Raw genomic sequence first — 16,076 nt, forward strand, 5'->3', positions numbered from 1 at the left:
GCGGGGCGGGGCGGGGCGGGGCAGGGCGGGGCGGGGCAGGGCAGGGCAGGGCAGGGCAGGGGTCAGAGGCCGGAGAGGCGTTGGCCGGCGCGGACGACGGCCATGGCGTGCCGTTCACCGGGGCGGCGGCCGAGGCGTTCGATCGGGCCGGAGATGCTGATCGCGGCGATGACCCGGCCGGTACGGTCGCGGATCGGGGCGGAGACGCTGGCCACACCGGCCTCCCGCTCGGCGACGCTCTGCGCCCAGCCGCGGCGGCGTACCTCGGCCAGGGTGCGTCCGGTGAACTTCGAGCGTGGCAGCAGCGGCATGACCGCCTCCGGTGGCTCCCAGGCGAGCAGGATCTGTGCCGCGGAGCCGGCCGTCATGGGCAGCACCGAGCCGACCGGGACGGTGTCCCGCAGGCCGCTGGCCCGCTCGGCGGCGGCCACGCAGATCCGTTCGTCCGCGCGGCGTAGGTAGAGCTGGGCGCTTTCCCCGGTGGCGTCGCGCAGCGCGGCGAGCAGTGGCTCGGCCGCTGTCAGCAGCACGTCCGGCGCGGCGTTGGCCAGTTCGCCGAGCCGGGGGCCCGGCCGCCAGCGTCCCTGGGTGTCGCGTACCAGCATTCGGTGGATCTCCAGTGCCTGTGCCAGCCGGTGCGCCGTTGCCCGGGGCAGCTTGGTGCGTTCAACGAGTTCGGCCAGGCTGGCGCCGTCGACACAGGCGGCCAGGATGACCACCGCCTTGTCGAGAACGCCGACACCGCTCATACTGTGTCCCACAAGCCGAAATTTACCTCCCAGAATTTAGGATGTCCAGATGGTGGGAGTCACTCAACCGAGGACCCTGGCCGAGAAGGTCTGGGACGCACACGTGGTCCGCTCCGTCGACGGCGAGCCGGACCTGCTCTTCATCGACCTGCACCTGCTCCACGAGGTGACCAGCCCGCAGGCCTTCGACGGGCTGCGCCTGGCCGGCCGCCGGGTCCGCCGGACCGACCTGACGGTCGCGACCGAGGACCACAACACCCCGACCGGGTACGACGACCCGGCCTTCCGTTCCCGCCGTGGCGACCTGCTCACCATCGCGGACCCGACCTCGCGTACCCAGATCGAGACGCTGCGCCGCAACTGCGCCGAGTTCGGCGTACGGCTGCACCCGCTGGGCGACGAGAACCAGGGCATCGTGCACGTCATCGGGCCGCAGCTGGGCCTCACCCAGCCCGGCATGACGATCGTCTGCGGCGACTCGCACACCGCCACCCACGGCGCCTTCGGCGCGCTCGCCTTCGGCATCGGCACCAGCGAGGTGGAGCACGTGCTGGCCACCCAGACCCTGCCGCAGGCCCGCCCGAAGACCATGGCGGTCAACGTCACCGGCCAGCTCGGCCCCGGCGTCACCGCCAAGGACCTGGTCCTCGCGCTGATCGCGCAGGTCGGCACCGGCGGCGGGCGCGGCCACATCGTGGAGTACCGGGGCGAGACCATCCGCAACCTCTCCATGGAGGGGCGGATGACCATCGCCAACATGTCCATCGAGTGGGGCGCCAAGGCCGGCATGATCGCGCCGGACGAGACCACGTTCGCGTACCTGAAGGGGCGGCCGAACGCCCCGCGGGGCGCCGACTGGGACGCGGCGCTGGAGTACTGGCGGACGCTGCCCACCGACGAGGGGGCCAGCTTCGACACCGAGGTGACCCTGGACGCGGGGCGGATCACCCCGTTCGTGACCTGGGGCACCAACCCCGGCCAGGGCGCGCCGCTGGGCGCGGCCGTGCCGGACCCGGAGGAGTTCCTCACCGAGCCGGAGCGGCTCGCCGCCCGCCGTGCCCTGGAGTACATGGACCTCACGCCCGGTACCCCGCTGCGCGACGTCGCCGTCGACGTGGTCTTCGTCGGCTCCTGCACCAACGGGCGGCTGGAGGACCTGCGCGCCGCGGCCGAGGTGCTGCGCGGGCACCAGGTCGCCGACGGCGTACGCATGCTGGTGGTGCCCGGCTCCGCCGCGGTGCGCGAGGCGGCCGAGGCCGAAGGGCTGGACAAGGTCTTCGCCGACGCCGGCGCCGAGTGGCGCTTCGCCGGCTGCTCCATGTGTCTGGGCATGAACCCCGACACCCTGAAGCCGGGCGAGCGCTCGGCCTCGACCTCCAACCGCAACTTCGAGGGCCGCCAGGGCCGGGGCGGGCGTACCCACCTGGTGTCCCCGCCGGTCGCCGCCGCCACCGCCGTGGTCGGCCGGCTGGCCGCCCCCGCCGACCTGTAGAAGGGCTGCCGAGAGATGGACAAGTTCACCACCCACACCGGCACCGCCGTGCCGCTGCGCCGGTCCAACGTGGATACCGACCAGATCATCCCCGCCGTGTACCTCAAGCGGGTGACCCGGACCGGTTTTGCCGACGGGCTGTTCAACGCGTGGCGGGAGGACTCGTCATTCGTCCTCAACGATCCCGCTTATTCGGGATCGTCGATTCTCATCGCCGGCCCCGAGTTCGGTACCGGCTCCTCTCGGGAGCATGCCGTCTGGGCGTTGCGGGACTGGGGCTTCCGCGCCGTGATCGCCCCGCGCTTCGGCGACATCTTCCGCGGCAACGCGCTCAAGGAAGGTCTGCTTCCGGTCGAGCTGGAATTGAAAGCCGTGGAGGAACTCTGGGATCTGGTGGAATCCGAGCCGACCACTCCGATCACGGTCGACCTCACCGCCCGGGAGGTCCACGCCGGGGACGGCACCTGGGCCTTCCCGCTGGACGACCACAGCCGCTGGCGGCTGATGGAGGGCTTGGATGACATTGGACTCACCCTCCGGCACGAGGCCCAGATCAGTGCCTTCGAGGCGTCCCGACCGCCGTTCCTGCCGTCGGTAGCCTGACCGCAGATGGCTTTTCGCCCCCACCGGCCGGGCCGGTGGGGGCGAATCCGTTACGACACAAGGGCTTTTTTCCACCGAATGTTTGTGTCCAGGCAGCACAGGGCATACCGTGCGCGCAGAATGGCTCGCGTCGAGTCAGTTGCACATTCGGGAGGAAGTCGTGAACAAGGCCGAGCTCATCGAGGCGCTCGCCGTTCGCCTGGGGGACCGGAAGACGGCGACGGCCGCGCTCGACGCGGTCCTCGCCGAGGTCCAGGCGGCGGTCACCAAGGGCGACAAGGTGGCGATCACCGGTTTCGGAGCGTTCGAAAAGCGCGTCCGGGGCGCTCGAACAGCGCGCAACCCACGGACCGGCGAGGCGGTGAAGGTCAAGAAGACCTCCGTCCCGACGTTCCGCCCGGGCGCGGGCTTCAAGGAGATGGTGGCCAGCGGCAAGGTGCCGAAGGCCACGGCCGCCGCCAAGAAGACCACCACGGCCGCGGCCAAGACCACCGGCGCGAAGGCGACCGGTGCCAAGGCGACCGCCGCGAAGAAGACCACCGCGGCCGGCGCCGCCAAGAAGACCGCGGCCGCCAAGAGCACCACGGCGAAGAAGACCACCGCGACCAAGAAGGCGGCCCCGGCCAAGAAGACCGCGGCCGCCAAGAGCACCACGGCGAAGAAGACCACCGCCGCCAAGAGGGCGCCCGCCAAGAAGACGGCGGCCGCCAAGAGCACCACCGCGAAGAAGACCACCGCCGCGAAGAAGGCGCCCGCGAAGAAGGCGCCGGCCAAGAAGGCCGCCACCCGGCGCTGACCGCACCGGCCTGAGGGCGCCCGCCGTTCACGGCGGGCGCCCTTTCGCGTGTACGCCGGGCGTTGACCGGTGTGCCGGGCGGCGGACACAATCCTCGTGCCGAACACCCCCGCCGGTCATGAGCAGAAGGGCGCCCGTGCGCCACCGTCATCTCCCCACCGCCGCGCTGGCCCTGGGCGTCGCCGTCCTGCTGGATGTGCTGCGGGTGTGGCTGCCGTCGATCATCACCATCTTCGGCCAGGCCGCCGCGACCCCCGCCGAACTCCTGGGTGCCTTCGCCCTGGGCTGGTTCGTGCTCGCCCTCGCCGCGCCCGTCCTGGTCCGCCGGCTCGGCTCCCGCCCGGTGGGCCTGGCCGCCGCCGGCGTACTGGCCGCCACCCGACTCGCCCTGACCGCCGCCCCGGGCGGCCGGCTCCAGCTCTGGCTGGCCTGTGCGGGCCTGCTCGCCGGCCTGGTCTGGCTCGCCGCCACCGCCGCGACGGCCGTCCGGCCGGTGCCGGGCCTGGCGTTCGGCCTGGGTGGAGCGGCGGTCGGCCACGCCCTGCTCGGCACCGAGGACCTGGTCTGGCGCGGGGGCCCGCTCGGGTGGACGGTGAGCGTGCTGCTGGTCGGCGCCTTCCTCGCCGCGCAGGGAGCCCTCTGGTCGACCGGTGGCGGCGGCAGCCGGTCCGGGTCGGCCGGGTCAGCCGGGCGGCTGGCCTGGCCGTTGCTCGGTCCGGTGCTGTTGCTGGCCGGTCAGGTGGCGTTGGCGCCGGCGGTCTGGAGCGCGGCGGTCTCCTACCGGCACGGATCGGCGGAGCTGGCCGGGCTCGGCCTGCCCCCCGCCCGGCTCGCGCCGCTGCCGGAGCTGGCGATCGGGCTGTTCCTGCTGGCGGTGGTCGTCCGTCCGCCCCGGCCGGTGGCCCGCCTGCTCTGGCCGGCGGCGCTGGTGGCCGGCGCCGGGCTCTTCGCCACCGACCGCCCCGACTGGCTCGCCGCGGCGGTCCTGCTCACCGCGGCCGGCCTCGGCGGCTGCCTCGCCCTCGTCGACACCGTCGCCGACGGCGGACCAGCGCCGTCCGGTCCCGGGAACGGCACCGCACCGGAACCCTCGACCACCGGCCCGGCCGACGGCCGAGCACCGGCACCGACAGCGTTGGCCTCGGCGGCGTCAGCGTCGGCCGTGTCGGCAACGACGGTGCCCACAACGGCTGCGCTGGCACCGACCGTGGCTGCGGCGCGGGGTGGGCGGCGCGGGTTCGCCGTGGTAGGCGGGATGCTGGGCTTCGCGGTCGGCGCCGTGGGCTACTACGCCGCCTACGACCTCGGGTACCCGAACGGTTGGGTGCCGGTGCTGGCGGCGCTCGCGGTCGCCGCCGTGGCGGTGGCCGCACCGCCGCCCGTCCCGAGCCCGGCGGCGCGGCCATCGGCACCGGTGGGGACGGCCATCGTGGCGATGCTGCTGACCGCCGTCGGGGGCGGCCTCCACCGGCCGGCGCCGGCCCCGCAGCCGCCCGCGACTCCACCGCCGGCGGTACGGGTCGTCGCGTACAACATCCGGATGGGGTTCGGGCTGGACGGGCGGCTCGACCTCGACGAGGTGGCCCGGGTGGCCCGGGACAACCGCCCGGACGTGGTGCTGCTGAGCGAGGTGGACCGCGGCTGGCTGCTCAACGGCGGCCACGACACGCTCGCCCTGCTGGCCAACCGGCTGCGGATGCCGTACGTGTTCGCGCCCGCCGCCGATCCGCTGTGGGGCGACGCGGTGTTGAGCCGCTTCCCGGTGCGATCCGGCCGCAGTCACCCGCTGCCCGCGCACGGCGCGCCGACCGGGGCGCAGGCCCTCGGCGTCACCCTCGACCTGGGCGGCCGGGAACTGGCGGTGGTCGCCACCCACCTGCAACCGCCGCCCGGGCAGGGGCCGGTGGCCCAGGCCCGCGAGGTGGCCGCCTTCGCCAGCGGCTACGCGGCCGGCCGCCCGCTGGTGCTCGCCGGCGACCTGAACACCGAGCCGGGCGAGCCGGCGTTCGCCGCGTTCACGGCGGCCGGCCTGGTGGACGCCCTTGCCGCGGCCCGCCCGCTGCCGACCAGCCCGGCCGACGATCCGCGCGGGCAGATCGACCACGTCTTCGTCACCCCCGGCTTCACCGCCGGCGCGGTGGCGGCGCCGCGCACCACGGCCAGCGACCACCTTCCGGTCGCGGTGACCCTGACGCTGCCCTGACCGGCCGCGCTGCCGGAGGTGGACCTCCCGCCCGGGGGGACCGGCGCGTGCCGCCCGCCCTGAGGCCGTCGGTGCCGCCCGGCCGTCGGTGCCGCCCGGCCGCCGCTGCCGCCTGACCGTTGGTGCCGCCCGGCCGTCGGCGCCGGTGGGCTCCGTGGGCTTCGACGACACCGAGGTGGGCCGGCACCAGGGCCGGCTGCCCGTCCGGGTCGCCGACACGGTGGTGCGGCGGGTCCCGCTCAGAGCCGGTCGGCGCCGGCGAGGCGGTCGCCGGTGAAGGCGAGCAGCCAGCCGCCGCCCTTCGGGGTGGTGAAGTCGTCGGCCCGCCCGGTCAGCCGTTCCAGCATGCCCGGGATCACCTTGCCCTGGCTGCATACCGCCACCGGGTCGCCGGCGACGGCCAGGGCGGTGAGCCGGGCCGCCCCGGCCAGCGCGCACTCGTCCGGTGACTGGCCCGGCCCCGGCTCGTCCAGGTCGCCGCTCACCTCGATCGGCAGGTCCAGCAGGGCGGCGGCCGGGTCGAGGGTCTGCACGCAGCGGCGGGCCGAGACGGAGAGCAGGCGTACCGGGCGGACCAGGGCCACCAGGCCGGCCAGTGCCTGCGCCTGCGCCCAGCCTTCGGCGTCCAGCGGCCGGCCGTGATCCGGGCCGGTCCAGGTGCCGCGCCGGCCGGCGTGCGCGTGCCGGACCAGCAGGACGGTGTTGGTCACCGGCGGCAGCGCCGCGAACGCGGCGATCACCTCGGTGTCGTGCGGGTAGCTGACCAGGCGTATCGCGTCGTCGACGGGCAGCCAACGGACGTCGTCCACCTCGGTGTCCGGCTGGAAGCCGCCGTCGGCCGCGGCCCGCATCGACCAGTAGTCGACCGCCTTGGCCCGCCCTTCGCTGCGGTAGCGGACCGTGGGCAGGCGCAGCTGCGGCACCGCCCGTACGTCGGCTTCCTCGGCGACCTCCCGGACGGCGGCCCGCAGCGGGTGCTCGCCCGCGTCCAGCTTGCCCTTCGGCAGCGACCAGTCGCCGTACCGGGGGCGGTGCACGAGGCAGATGTCGACGCCGGCCGCGCCGGGGCGCCAGACGACCCCGCCCGCCGCCCGGATCCGTACCGGCTCGTCCTGCGTCATCCGCTCACCGTAAGCCCGCCCGGCGCGCACCGGGGCCGCTCAGCCGGCCCGCCCGCCGACCCGGTGCAGCAGCAACTCCTGCAGGTCGGCCAGGGGCGCCTCGTCGGTCCCGGTACGCCGCTGCCAGGTGCCGTCGCCGGCCAGCTCGAAGGCGTCCACGTCCGGGCTGAACGCGGCGGTCAGCACCTGGTCCAGCTCGGCCCGGGCCACCGGGTCGCTGACCTGCACCAGCGCCTCCACCCGGCGATCCAGGTTGCGGTGCATCAGGTCCGCCGAACCCATCCAGAACTCGGCGTCGCCGTCGTTGCCGAACCGGAAGACCCGGGAGTGCTCCAGGAACCGGCCGAGGATCGAGCGCACCCGGATGTTCTCCGACAGCCCCGGCACCCCGGGCCGCAGCGTGCACATGCCCCGGATCAGCAGGTCGACGTGGACGCCGGCCCGGGACGCCCGGTAGAGCGCGTCGGTGATCTCCTCGTCGACGAGCGCGTTCACCTTGAACTGCACCAGCCCCGGCATGCCGAGCCGGACCTGCTCGATCTCCCGCTCGATCCGTTCGATCAGGCCGCTGCGGATGCCCTGCGGGGCCACCAGCAACCGCCGGTACGCGGTCTGCCGGCTGTAGCCGGTGAGCACGTTGAACAGGTCGGTCAGGTCGGCGCCGATCTCCGGGTCGGCGGTGAGCATGCCGAAGTCCTCGTAGAGCCGGGCCGTCTTCGGGTGGTAGTTGCCGGTGCCGATGTGGCAGTAGCGGCGGATCTGGTTGCCCTCCTGCCGGACCACCAGCGCGGTCTTGCAGTGCGTCTTGAGCCCCACCAGCCCGTACACCACGTGGCAGCCGGCGCGTTCCAGGGTGCGGGCCCAGCCGATGTTGGCCACCTCGTCGAAGCGCGCCTTCAGCTCCACCAGCACCACCACCTGCTTGCCGGCGGCGGCCGCGTCGACCAGCGCGTCCACGATGGGGGAGTCGCCGCTGGTGCGGTAGAGGGTCTGCTTGATGGCCAGCACGTTCGGGTCGGCGGCGGCCTGCTCGACGAAGCGCTGCACGCTGGTCGCGAACGAGTGGTACGGGTGGTGCACCAGCACGTCCCCGTCGCGCAGGGTGGCGAAGACGCTGCGCGGCACCTCCCCCTCGGCCAGCCGGGGATGGGTGGCCGGCACGAACGGCGGGTCCTTGAGGTCGGGCCGGTCCGCCTCGCCGTACACCTGCCACAGCGCCGACAGGTCGAGCAGGCCGCGTACCCGCAGCACGTCCTGGCTGTCCATGTCGAGCTCGCGGACCAGCAGCTCCAGCACGTGGTCGGAGATGGAGGCGGCCACCTCCAGCCGGACCGGCGGGCCGAACCGGCGCCGGGCCAGCTCCCGCTCCAGGGCCTGGAGCAGGTCCTCGTCGCGGTCCTCGTCCACCTCGACCTCGGCGTTGCGGGTGACCCGGAACAGGTGGCACTCCACCACCTGCATGCCGGAGAAGAGCTGCCCGAGGTGCACCGAGATGAGGTCCTCGACGGGCAGGAACCGCACCCCCGGCTGATCGCGGGCCACCCGGACGAACCGGGGCACGTTGTTCGGCACCTTCACCCGGGCGAACAGCTCCGAGCCGCCGTCCGGGTCGCGCACCGAGACGGCCAGGTTCAGCGACCGGCCGGAGATGTACGGGAACGGGTGCGCCGGATCCACCGCGAGCGGGGTGAGCACCGGGAAGATGTGCTCCCGGAACCAGGTGCGCAGCCGCTCCCGCTCGGCGTCGTCCAGGTCGCTCCAGCGCAGGATCCGGATGTCCTCGGCGGCCAGCTTGGGCAGCACGTCGTCGACGAAGCAGGCGGCGTGCCGGGCGACCAGGTCGGCGCTCTTCTCCGCGATCAGCTCCAGCTGGGTGCGCAGCGGCATCCGGTCGCCGCCGCGGACCGGCAGCCCGGCGGAGAGGCGGCGCTTCAGCCCGGCCACCCGGACCATGTAGAACTCGTCCAGGTTGCTGGCGAAGATGGCCAGGAACTTCGCCCGCTCCAGCAGCGGCGTGCGCGGGTCCTCGGCGAGCGCCAGCACCCGGGCGTTGAAGTCGAGCCAGGACAGCTCCCGGTTGAGGAACCGGTCCTCCGGCAGCGGCGACGCGGCCGGCGGGCCGGCGTCCGGGCCCGGCCCCTCGACCGGGTCCAGTGCCTCCTCCAAGCCGGCCGAGGCGGGGGCGCCCGGCTCGCCGGAGACGCTCTCCTCGGGCGGACGGAGCCCCTGGAAGCGGCCGTCGGCGCTGCGGGATCGGGCGCCGTTGCGGGGCGCGGTCGGCTCGAGGGCGGGCGGCGGGCTGTCGGCGTGCTCGCGAGGGGTGCTCACCACCCCATGATTCCCCGCCGAGGGTGAACGGAAAATGAACTCCGGGCAGGTTGTTCAGGCCATCGTCGGCAAGGTCACCCGGACGACCTCGCCGGCGGCGTCCCGCTCGATGCGGACCCGCTGGCCGAGCCGGAGCAGCCGCAGCCCGGAGGCGTCGAACGCACGGGCCGGGAAGGGCAGCTCGGTGCCGTCGTCGAGGAGCAGCACGCCGCTGCGGGTGGACGGGTCGTAGGTGGCCACCGTGCCCTGCATGCCAGCACCGTACCCGAGCCGGCCGGCCGGGGTGGCGGCGAGCAGCGCGGCGGTGCGCGGACCCGGACCGAGCCGGGCCGCCGCGGCCAGGTCGGCGGCGGTGTCCACGTCGCGGCGCAGGGTGGGCCAGTCGCCGGAGAGCGGTCGGGCCCCGCTGGCCGCGTGCGCCGCCGCCGAGCCGACCCCGAAGCGGGGATCCAGCGGCACCCCGGCCGGCGCGGCGAGCAGCACGGTGCCGCTGCCCGGGGTGTCCGCCACGAACCCGCGTACCCCCGGCGGGCCGGTGGTCACGGCCCGCAGCGCCGCGGCCAGCTCCGCCGGGCGCAGCGCCGGCAGGTCGGCGGTGAGGCCGGCGACCGCGGCGTGCGGGCCGGCGGCCGCCGCGCCGTGCCGGAACGCCGCGTTCAGCCCGGCCGCCGGATCCGGCACGACCCGCGCGCCGGCCGCGCCGACCGCCGCGGCCACCCGGGGGTCCGCGGTGACCACCAGGACCTCGGCCACCGCCGGGCAGGCCCGCACCGCGCGGACCGTGTCGGCCGCCAGGGCCAGCGCCAGCTCCTCGTGGGGTACGCCGGGCAGCGCGCCCCGCAGACGGCTCTTCGCCGCCCCGAGATGCTTCACCGGCACCACCACGGTCCAGCTCGGCTCAGGCACGCCGACCATCCTGCCAGCCGGGTCACGGGACCCCTCACTGGCCGGACCGAGGGCGAGCAGGCATGATTTCCGTCGCGGGCGTGGGTGCGCGGCTCGGGGCATGGGGAGGAGACGCAGGTGGCGCGGCGGAAGGTGGGGTTCTGGCCACGGTTAGCCGTGGTGCTGGTCAAGCCGGTGTTGACGGTCTGGACGCGGCGCACCTGGCGGGGCATGGAACACCTCGGCGGGGACGGCGGGATCATCATCGTGCCCAACCACATCTCGCACGCCGACCCGCTGGTCGCCGCGCACTTCATCTACGACTCCGGGCGCTGGCCGCAGTTCCTCGGCAAGGCCAGCGTGTTCAAGGTCCCGGTGATCGGCTGGATCCTGCACCGGTGCCGGCAGATCCCGGTGGAGCGCGGCAGCGTCGAGGCGGTCAAGTCGCTGGACAAGCTGATCGCCGCGCTGCACGAGGGCGGCGCCGTGGTGATCTACCCGGAGGGGACGACCACCCGCGAACCGGACCTGTGGCCGATGAAGGGCAAGACCGGGGCCGCCCGGCTGGCCCTGGCCACCGGCGCGCCGGTCATCCCCGTCGTGATGGTGGGGCCGGAGCGGATGTTCGACCCGCGGACCGCCCGGTTCGGGCTGCGCCCGCGTACGCCGGTGACGGTGGTCGCCGGGCCGCCGGTGGACCTGAGCCGCTGGGCGGGGACCCCGCCGTCCCGGGCCGTGCTGGAGGAGATGACCGACACGATCATGCTGCGGTTGCGGGACATGGTCGCCGAGATCCGTGGCGGCACGCCACCGCCGCTCTGGGCGCGCCCGGCCCGCACCCGTACGCCCGGGGTGACCGAGTGAGCGGCCACGTGGCCGTGCTCGGGGCCGGCTCGTGGGGTACCGCGTTCGCCAAGATCCTGGCCGACGCCGGCCGGGACGTGACGATCCTGGCCCGCCGCCCCTCGGTGGCCGAGGCGATCCGGACCGGGCGCCACAACCCGGACTACCTGCCGGACGTTCGGCTGCCGGACCGGGTCACCGCGACCGGGGACGCCGAGGAGGCGATCGCCGGGGCCGAGGTGGTGGTGCTCTCCGTCCCGTCGCAGACGCTGCGCGGCAACCTCGCCGACTGGACCCCGTACCTGGCCGCCGACGCCACGCTGGTCTCTCTGATGAAGGGCATCGAGCTGGGCACCACCAAACGGATGAGCCAGGTGATCATGGAGACTGCCGGGGTGCCCGCCGACCGGGTGGTGGTGGTCTCCGGCCCCAACCTGGCCCCCGAGATCGCCGCCGAGCAGCCGGCCGCGACCGTGGTGGCCGGCACCGACAGCCGCCGCACCGCGCTGGTGCAGACCTCGATCCGCACCCCGTACTTCCGCCCGTACACCAACGACGACGTGATCGGCTGCGAACTGGGCGGCGCGGTGAAGAACGTGATCGCGCTGGCGTACGGCATCGCCACGGCGATGGGCTTCGGCGACAACACCCGGGCCATGCTGATGACCCGGGGCCTGGCCGAGACCGCCCGGCTCGGCGTGGCGCTCGGCGCCGACCCGATCACCTTCGCCGGCCTGGCCGGCATGGGCGACCTGGTCGCCTCCTGCTCCTCCCCGCTGGCCCGCAACCGCACCTTCGGCGAGCACCTGGGCCGCGGGGAGAGCCTGGAGCAGGCCCAGACGGCCACCCGGCAGACCGCCGAGGGCGTGAAGAGCTGCCTGGCGATCCGGGACCTGGCCCGGGCGCACGGGGTGGAGATGCCCATTACCGAACAGATCGAGCGGATCTGCCATGAGGGGATGGACCCGCGGCTGGCCGTGGACGCCCTGATGAGCCGGACCGCGAAGCCCGAGTCGTACGAGTGAGGTGGCGATGAGCCAGTGGGGTGACGGCACCCGTAGCGCACACGCCGGGCTGCCACCGGCGCAACCCGGGCAGCCCTTCCTGCCAGGGCCGGTGTTCGCCGCGCCCTACCACCTCGACCCGCGGCAGGGGCCGGGGGCCGCCCCCAACGGGTACGGCCGGCCGGACAACCCGACCCGGCGGCTGCTCGAGGCGGCCATCGGGGAGTTGGAGGGCGGCGACTGCCGGGTCTTCGCCAGCGGGCAGGCGGCCATCACGGCGTTGCTGCTGGCGGTGCTGCGCCCCGGCGACACCGTGCTGCTCCCCGCCGACGGCTACTACCCGGTGCGCGCCTTCGCCACCGAGACCCTGAAGGGCTTCGGGGTACACGTCACCTTCGTGCCGACCGCCGGGCCGTACCCGTCGTTCGACGGGGTCCGGCTGGTGCTGCTGGAGACCCCGTCGAACCCCGGCCTGGACGTGGCCGACGTGCCGGCGCTGGCCGCCGCGGCGCACGCCGCCGGGGCGCTCGTCGCGGTGGACAACACCACCGCCACCCCACTGGGGCAACGTCCGCTGGACCTCGGCGCGGACGCGGTGGTCGCCTCCGGCACCAAGGCCCTCACCGGCCACTCCGACCTGCTGCTCGGCTACGTGGCGACCCGCGCCGCCGGGCTGCTCGATCCGGTCACCTCGTGGCGGACCATGACCGGTGGGGTGCCCGGTGCGTTCGACTGCTGGCTGGCGCACCGCTCGCTGGCCACCGTGGACCTGCGGCTGGCCCGGCAGACCGCCAACGCCGAGGCGGTCGCCCGGCTGCTCGCCGGCCGGCCCGACGTCACCGGGGTGCGCTGGCCGGGGCTGCCCGACGACCCTTCGTACCCGGTCGCCGCGGCGCAGATGCGCCGGCTGCCCGGGGTGCTCGGATTCGACCTGGGCGACCCGGACCGGGTGGCCCGGTTCCTCGACGCGTCCCGCCTGGTCGCCGCCGCCACCTCGTTCGGCGGGCTGCACACCAGCGCGGACCGGCGGGCCCAGTGGGGCGACGACACCACGCCCGGCTTCGTCCGGCTCTCCTGCGGCATCGAGGATCCGGCCGACCTGGTGGCCGACATGACCGCCGCCCTGGACGCCAGCGCGGCCTGACGCCGGGCGCCGGGTTGCCCGGGGTGGCGGTGGTGGGTCGTGCCGGGTTGCCCGGGGTGGGCGGCACCGGCTCCGCTAAGGTGACGGGCGTGCCGCGGCCCGCGCGGGCCCCCGACCGGAGGAGGTGAGACCGATCCACCAGACCAGGACCGGCGCTCCCTCCGAGTCCGCGTCGCCGCGGGAGTAGGCGACGCTCGGGAGCGCCGACCAGCGCTTCCGAAAGGCAATCCGATGGCAACGCCCTCCCTCGACCGTCCCGCCCTCGTCCAGCGGCTGCGCGCCGCCGGCTGCGTCTACGCCGAAGACGAGGCGGAGCTGCTGATCGCCGCCGCCGGCGGCTCGGCCACGGCCCTCAGCGACATGGTGGACAGCCGGGTCGCCGGCCGGCCCCTCGAACACCTGCTCGGCTGGGCCGAGTTCTGCGGCCTCCGGGTCGCCGTCACCCCCGGCGTCTTCGTCCCCCGGGGACGTACCGCCCTGCTGGTCGACGCCGCCGTGGCGGTGGCCGGGCCGGCCCCGGCCGTGCTCGACCTCTGCTGCGGGTCCGGCGCCGTCGCGCTGGTGCTGCACGGCCGGCTCGCCCCGCGGTGGCTGGCCGCCGCCGACATCGAGCCGGCCGCGGTGGCCTGCGCCCGGCGGAACCTCGACCCGCTGGGCGTGCCCGTCTACCAGGGCGACCTGTTCGCGCCGCTGCCGGCTCGGTGGCGGGGCCGGCTCGACCTGGTGGTGGCGAACGCCCCGTACGTGCCCACCGCCGCGGTCGCGCTGCTCCCGCCCGAGGCCCGGCTGCACGAGGCGCCGGTGGCGCTGGACGGCGGGGCCGACGGGCTGGCGGTGCTGCGCCGGGTGGCGGCCGGCGCGGCCGAGTGGCTGGTCCCCGGCGGGCACCTGATCGTGGAGGCCAGCGCCCGGCAGGTGGCGGCGCTCTGCGACGCGCTGGCCGGCGTCGGCCTGGTCCCGACGGTGGTACGGGACGACGACCGGGAGGCGACCGCGGTCACCGCCCGCCGCCCAGGCTGAGCCCGCCCCGCCCCGGCCGCGCCTGGTCCGTGGCTGGCCTCGCCCGCGCCTAATCTGTGGCTCGCCTGGTCCGCGCCGCGCCTCGCCAGCGCTGGTCTGTGGCTCGCCAGGTCCGCGCCGCGCCTCGCCCACGCCTGGTCCGCGGCGCGCCTCGCCCGCGCCTGGTCCGCGCCGCGCCTCGCCCGCGCCTGGTCCGCGCCGCGCCTGGTCGCGCCTGGTCTGCGGCGCGCCTCGCCCGCGCCTGGTCCGCACCGCGCTTGGTCCGCGCCGCGCCTCGGCGTCGCCCACCGACGGATGAGTCCCTCATCAGCGATATGCCGCTGCGGCATCTTTATGCCGCAGCGGCATATCGCTCATCTGTGAGGTGTCTTCCCGGCCACGACCCGCCGGGGCCGGGACATGCGGGCAGCACAGACGTAGCCCCCGGGCCCCCGGGCCCCGGGCCCCCGGGCCCCCGGGCCTCCGGGCCACCGGGTCCCCGGGCCCCGGGCCTCCGGGCCCCGGGCCTCCGGGCCCCGGGCCTCCGGGCCACCGGCCACCGGGCGCTGGGCGAGGGCTGAGGTCGCTGGGCGAGGGGGCGGCCACCGGGCGAGGGCGGAGATCGTCGGGTGAGGGCCGGTGGCCGGTGGCGGGTGGCGGGTGGGCTGCGAAGCATGGCGGGCCGGTGTCCACCGAACTAGCCTCAGGTCAGGCTCGGCGGGAGGGGGTGGCCGTGGGCGGTGCGGGTGTGCCGGTTGTGGTGGGCCTGGACAACGGCGGCAACAGCAACAACGCCACCGTCCTGACCATGGACGGCCGGTTCCTGGTCGACGGGCTGGTGGAGATCCCGAGCGAGGTCCGGGCCGGCCCGGAGGCGGCCATCGAGGCGCTCGCGCGGGCGTTCGACGGGGTCCTGGCGCTGACCGGCGTGCCGCGCGAGCTGGTCCGCGCCGTCGGGCTGGACACGCCCGGGCCGGCCAGTGCCACCGGGGTCATCTCCTCGCGCGGCTCGACCAATTTCTCGCAGCCGGCCTGGCGCGGCTACGACGTCCGTGGCGCGCTGGAGCGCCGGCTCGGCCTGCCGGTGAGCTACGCCAACGACGGCAACGCGGCGGCGCTCTACGCCCACCACGTCCACTTCGGCGCGGACGCGATGAGCCGCTCGTCGGTAGCCGCCATCGTCGGTACCGGTCTGGGCGGCGGTGTGGTCGAGGCTGGCCGGGTGGTCGGTGGGGCGGCCGGGATGGCGGGGGAGTTCGGGCATGTGCACATCCCGCTCGACGGGTTGCTCGCGCCCGGCCAACAGTCCCCGGTCTGCGCCTGTGGCTTCACCGGGGACGCGGAGAGCGTCGCCTCACTGACCGGGATCGAGCGCAACCTGCTGCCGTACTGGTTGGCGCGGTACCCGGGGCATCCCCTGGCGGCGGAGGAGCCCAGCCGGGCAGCGAAGCTGGTCCGCGGCTACGGCGAGCGGGGCGACGCGCTGGCCCGGCAGGTCTTCGCCCAGCAGGCCATGGCCCTGGGGCGGCTGTTCACCATCGCGGCCAACTTCACCGACCCGCACGCGTACTTCGTCGGTGGCGGCGTGGTGGAGGCGGCGCCGGAGTTCCGCGACTGGTTCCTGGCCGCGGTCCGGGAGCACACCGTGCTCCGGGAAGAGCAGGCTGCGGTGGCCACCTTCGCCCTGGTGCCGGAGCGGGACATGGCCGGTGCCCGGGGAGCGGCGATCGCCGCCCTGGAGGCGATCCGGGTCGGCGGCGGGCCGCTGGTCGCACGCTGAGCCGGCCGAACCGGCACCGCACGCAGGCCCGACGGGTCGGGTCGCCCGCCTGGCCGGCCGGGTCGTCCGCCTGGCCCGCCGGGTGCCTGCCTGGCCCGCCGGGTCGCCCGCCTCGGCGCCCCCGGATCG

General features: G+C 75.3%; 13 protein-coding genes and 1 pseudogene. 9 read left to right on the plus strand and 5 right to left on the minus strand.

Annotation, left to right across the window (positions count from 1 at the left end):
- Positions 1-62: 62 nt before the first annotated feature.
- The gene (locus LQ51_RS24295; RefSeq protein ID WP_013284529.1) at positions 63-749 is read right to left on the minus strand and encodes an IclR family transcriptional regulator; all 687 of its coding nucleotides are present in this window, start codon (positions 747-749) and stop codon (positions 63-65) included.
- Positions 750-798: 49 nt separating this feature from the next.
- Here LQ51_RS24295 and leuC point away from each other — a divergent pair, with 49 nt between their 5' ends.
- From leuC to LQ51_RS24315, 4 genes are all read left to right on the plus strand, one after another.
- Positions 799-2,241, plus strand: coding sequence for a 3-isopropylmalate dehydratase large subunit (gene leuC, locus LQ51_RS24300; RefSeq protein ID WP_046569484.1), 1,443 nt, complete (start codon positions 799-801; stop codon positions 2,239-2,241).
- A 15-nt stretch (positions 2,242-2,256) separates the two neighbouring features.
- Positions 2,257-2,844, plus strand: a complete 588-nt coding sequence (gene leuD, locus LQ51_RS24305; protein ID WP_046569486.1) for a 3-isopropylmalate dehydratase small subunit — start codon at positions 2,257-2,259, stop codon at positions 2,842-2,844.
- 160 nt (positions 2,845-3,004) lie between these two features.
- Complete coding sequence (locus tag LQ51_RS24310; protein WP_046569488.1) at positions 3,005-3,640, plus strand: HU family DNA-binding protein; 636 nt, start codon at positions 3,005-3,007, stop codon at positions 3,638-3,640.
- Positions 3,641-3,776: 136 nt separating this feature from the next.
- The gene (locus LQ51_RS24315) at positions 3,777-5,843 is read left to right on the plus strand and encodes an endonuclease/exonuclease/phosphatase family protein (protein ID WP_046569489.1); all 2,067 of its coding nucleotides are present in this window, start codon (positions 3,777-3,779) and stop codon (positions 5,841-5,843) included.
- Between the two features lie 239 nt (positions 5,844-6,082).
- On the opposite strand, the gene LQ51_RS24320 is transcribed toward LQ51_RS24315, so the two are convergent.
- The 4 genes and pseudogenes from LQ51_RS24320 to cofC all read right to left on the minus strand — a co-directional run.
- Positions 6,083-6,964 carry an NUDIX hydrolase gene (locus LQ51_RS24320; RefSeq protein ID WP_046569490.1) on the minus strand — a complete coding sequence of 294 codons (882 nt, stop codon included), beginning with the start codon at positions 6,962-6,964 and terminating at the stop codon, positions 6,083-6,085.
- A gap of 39 nt (positions 6,965-7,003) precedes the next feature.
- Positions 7,004-9,292 carry an RNA degradosome polyphosphate kinase gene (locus LQ51_RS24325; protein WP_046569600.1) on the minus strand — a complete coding sequence of 763 codons (2,289 nt, stop codon included), beginning with the start codon at positions 9,290-9,292 and terminating at the stop codon, positions 7,004-7,006.
- A gap of 54 nt (positions 9,293-9,346) precedes the next feature.
- The gene (locus tag LQ51_RS34105; RefSeq protein WP_231605864.1) at positions 9,347-9,544 is read right to left on the minus strand and encodes a cold-shock protein; all 198 of its coding nucleotides are present in this window, start codon (positions 9,542-9,544) and stop codon (positions 9,347-9,349) included.
- Between the two features lie 18 nt (positions 9,545-9,562).
- Positions 9,563-10,207 (minus strand): annotated as a pseudogene (gene cofC, locus LQ51_RS24330) (2-phospho-L-lactate guanylyltransferase); the annotation flags it as partial.
- Between the two features lie 108 nt (positions 10,208-10,315).
- Here cofC and LQ51_RS24335 point away from each other — a divergent pair.
- From LQ51_RS24335 to LQ51_RS24355, 5 genes are all read left to right on the plus strand, one after another.
- Complete coding sequence (locus LQ51_RS24335; protein WP_046569492.1) at positions 10,316-11,041, plus strand: lysophospholipid acyltransferase family protein; 726 nt, start codon at positions 10,316-10,318, stop codon at positions 11,039-11,041.
- Complete coding sequence (locus tag LQ51_RS24340) at positions 11,038-12,045, plus strand: NAD(P)H-dependent glycerol-3-phosphate dehydrogenase (protein ID WP_046569494.1); 1,008 nt, start codon at positions 11,038-11,040, stop codon at positions 12,043-12,045. Before LQ51_RS24335 ends, LQ51_RS24340 begins: the two co-directional genes overlap by 4 nt.
- 7 nt (positions 12,046-12,052) lie before the next feature.
- Positions 12,053-13,168 carry a cystathionine gamma-lyase gene (locus LQ51_RS24345; RefSeq protein ID WP_046569603.1) on the plus strand — a complete coding sequence of 372 codons (1,116 nt, stop codon included), beginning with the start codon at positions 12,053-12,055 and terminating at the stop codon, positions 13,166-13,168.
- Between the two features lie 231 nt (positions 13,169-13,399).
- A complete protein-coding gene (locus tag LQ51_RS24350) occupies positions 13,400-14,188 on the plus strand; it encodes a putative protein N(5)-glutamine methyltransferase (RefSeq protein ID WP_046569496.1) in 789 nt (262 codons plus the stop codon).
- A 712-nt stretch (positions 14,189-14,900) separates the two neighbouring features.
- Complete coding sequence (locus LQ51_RS24355; protein WP_046569605.1) at positions 14,901-15,947, plus strand: ROK family protein; 1,047 nt, start codon at positions 14,901-14,903, stop codon at positions 15,945-15,947.
- Positions 15,948-16,076: the final 129 nt, after the last annotated feature.

The sequence above is a fragment of the Micromonospora sp. HK10 genome, assembly GCF_000982955.1.
In the GTDB taxonomy this organism is placed as follows: Bacteria; Actinomycetota; Actinomycetes; order Mycobacteriales; family Micromonosporaceae; genus Micromonospora.

Coding starts and splice junctions, on each gene's coding strand:
- LQ51_RS24295 (WP_013284529.1), bottom strand. CDS start 749: ATGAGCGGTGTCGGCGTTCTCGACAAGGCGGTGGTCATCCTGGCCGCC.
- leuC (WP_046569484.1), top strand. CDS start 799: ATGGTGGGAGTCACTCAACCGAGGACCCTGGCCGAGAAGGTCTGGGAC.
- leuD (WP_046569486.1), top strand. CDS start 2,257: ATGGACAAGTTCACCACCCACACCGGCACCGCCGTGCCGCTGCGCCGG.
- LQ51_RS24320 (WP_046569490.1), bottom strand. CDS start 6,964: ATGACGCAGGACGAGCCGGTACGGATCCGGGCGGCGGGCGGGGTCGTC.
- LQ51_RS34105 (WP_231605864.1), bottom strand. CDS start 9,544: ATGCAGGGCACGGTGGCCACCTACGACCCGTCCACCCGCAGCGGCGTG.
- LQ51_RS24345 (WP_046569603.1), top strand. CDS start 12,053: ATGAGCCAGTGGGGTGACGGCACCCGTAGCGCACACGCCGGGCTGCCA.
- LQ51_RS24350 (WP_046569496.1), top strand. CDS start 13,400: ATGGCAACGCCCTCCCTCGACCGTCCCGCCCTCGTCCAGCGGCTGCGC.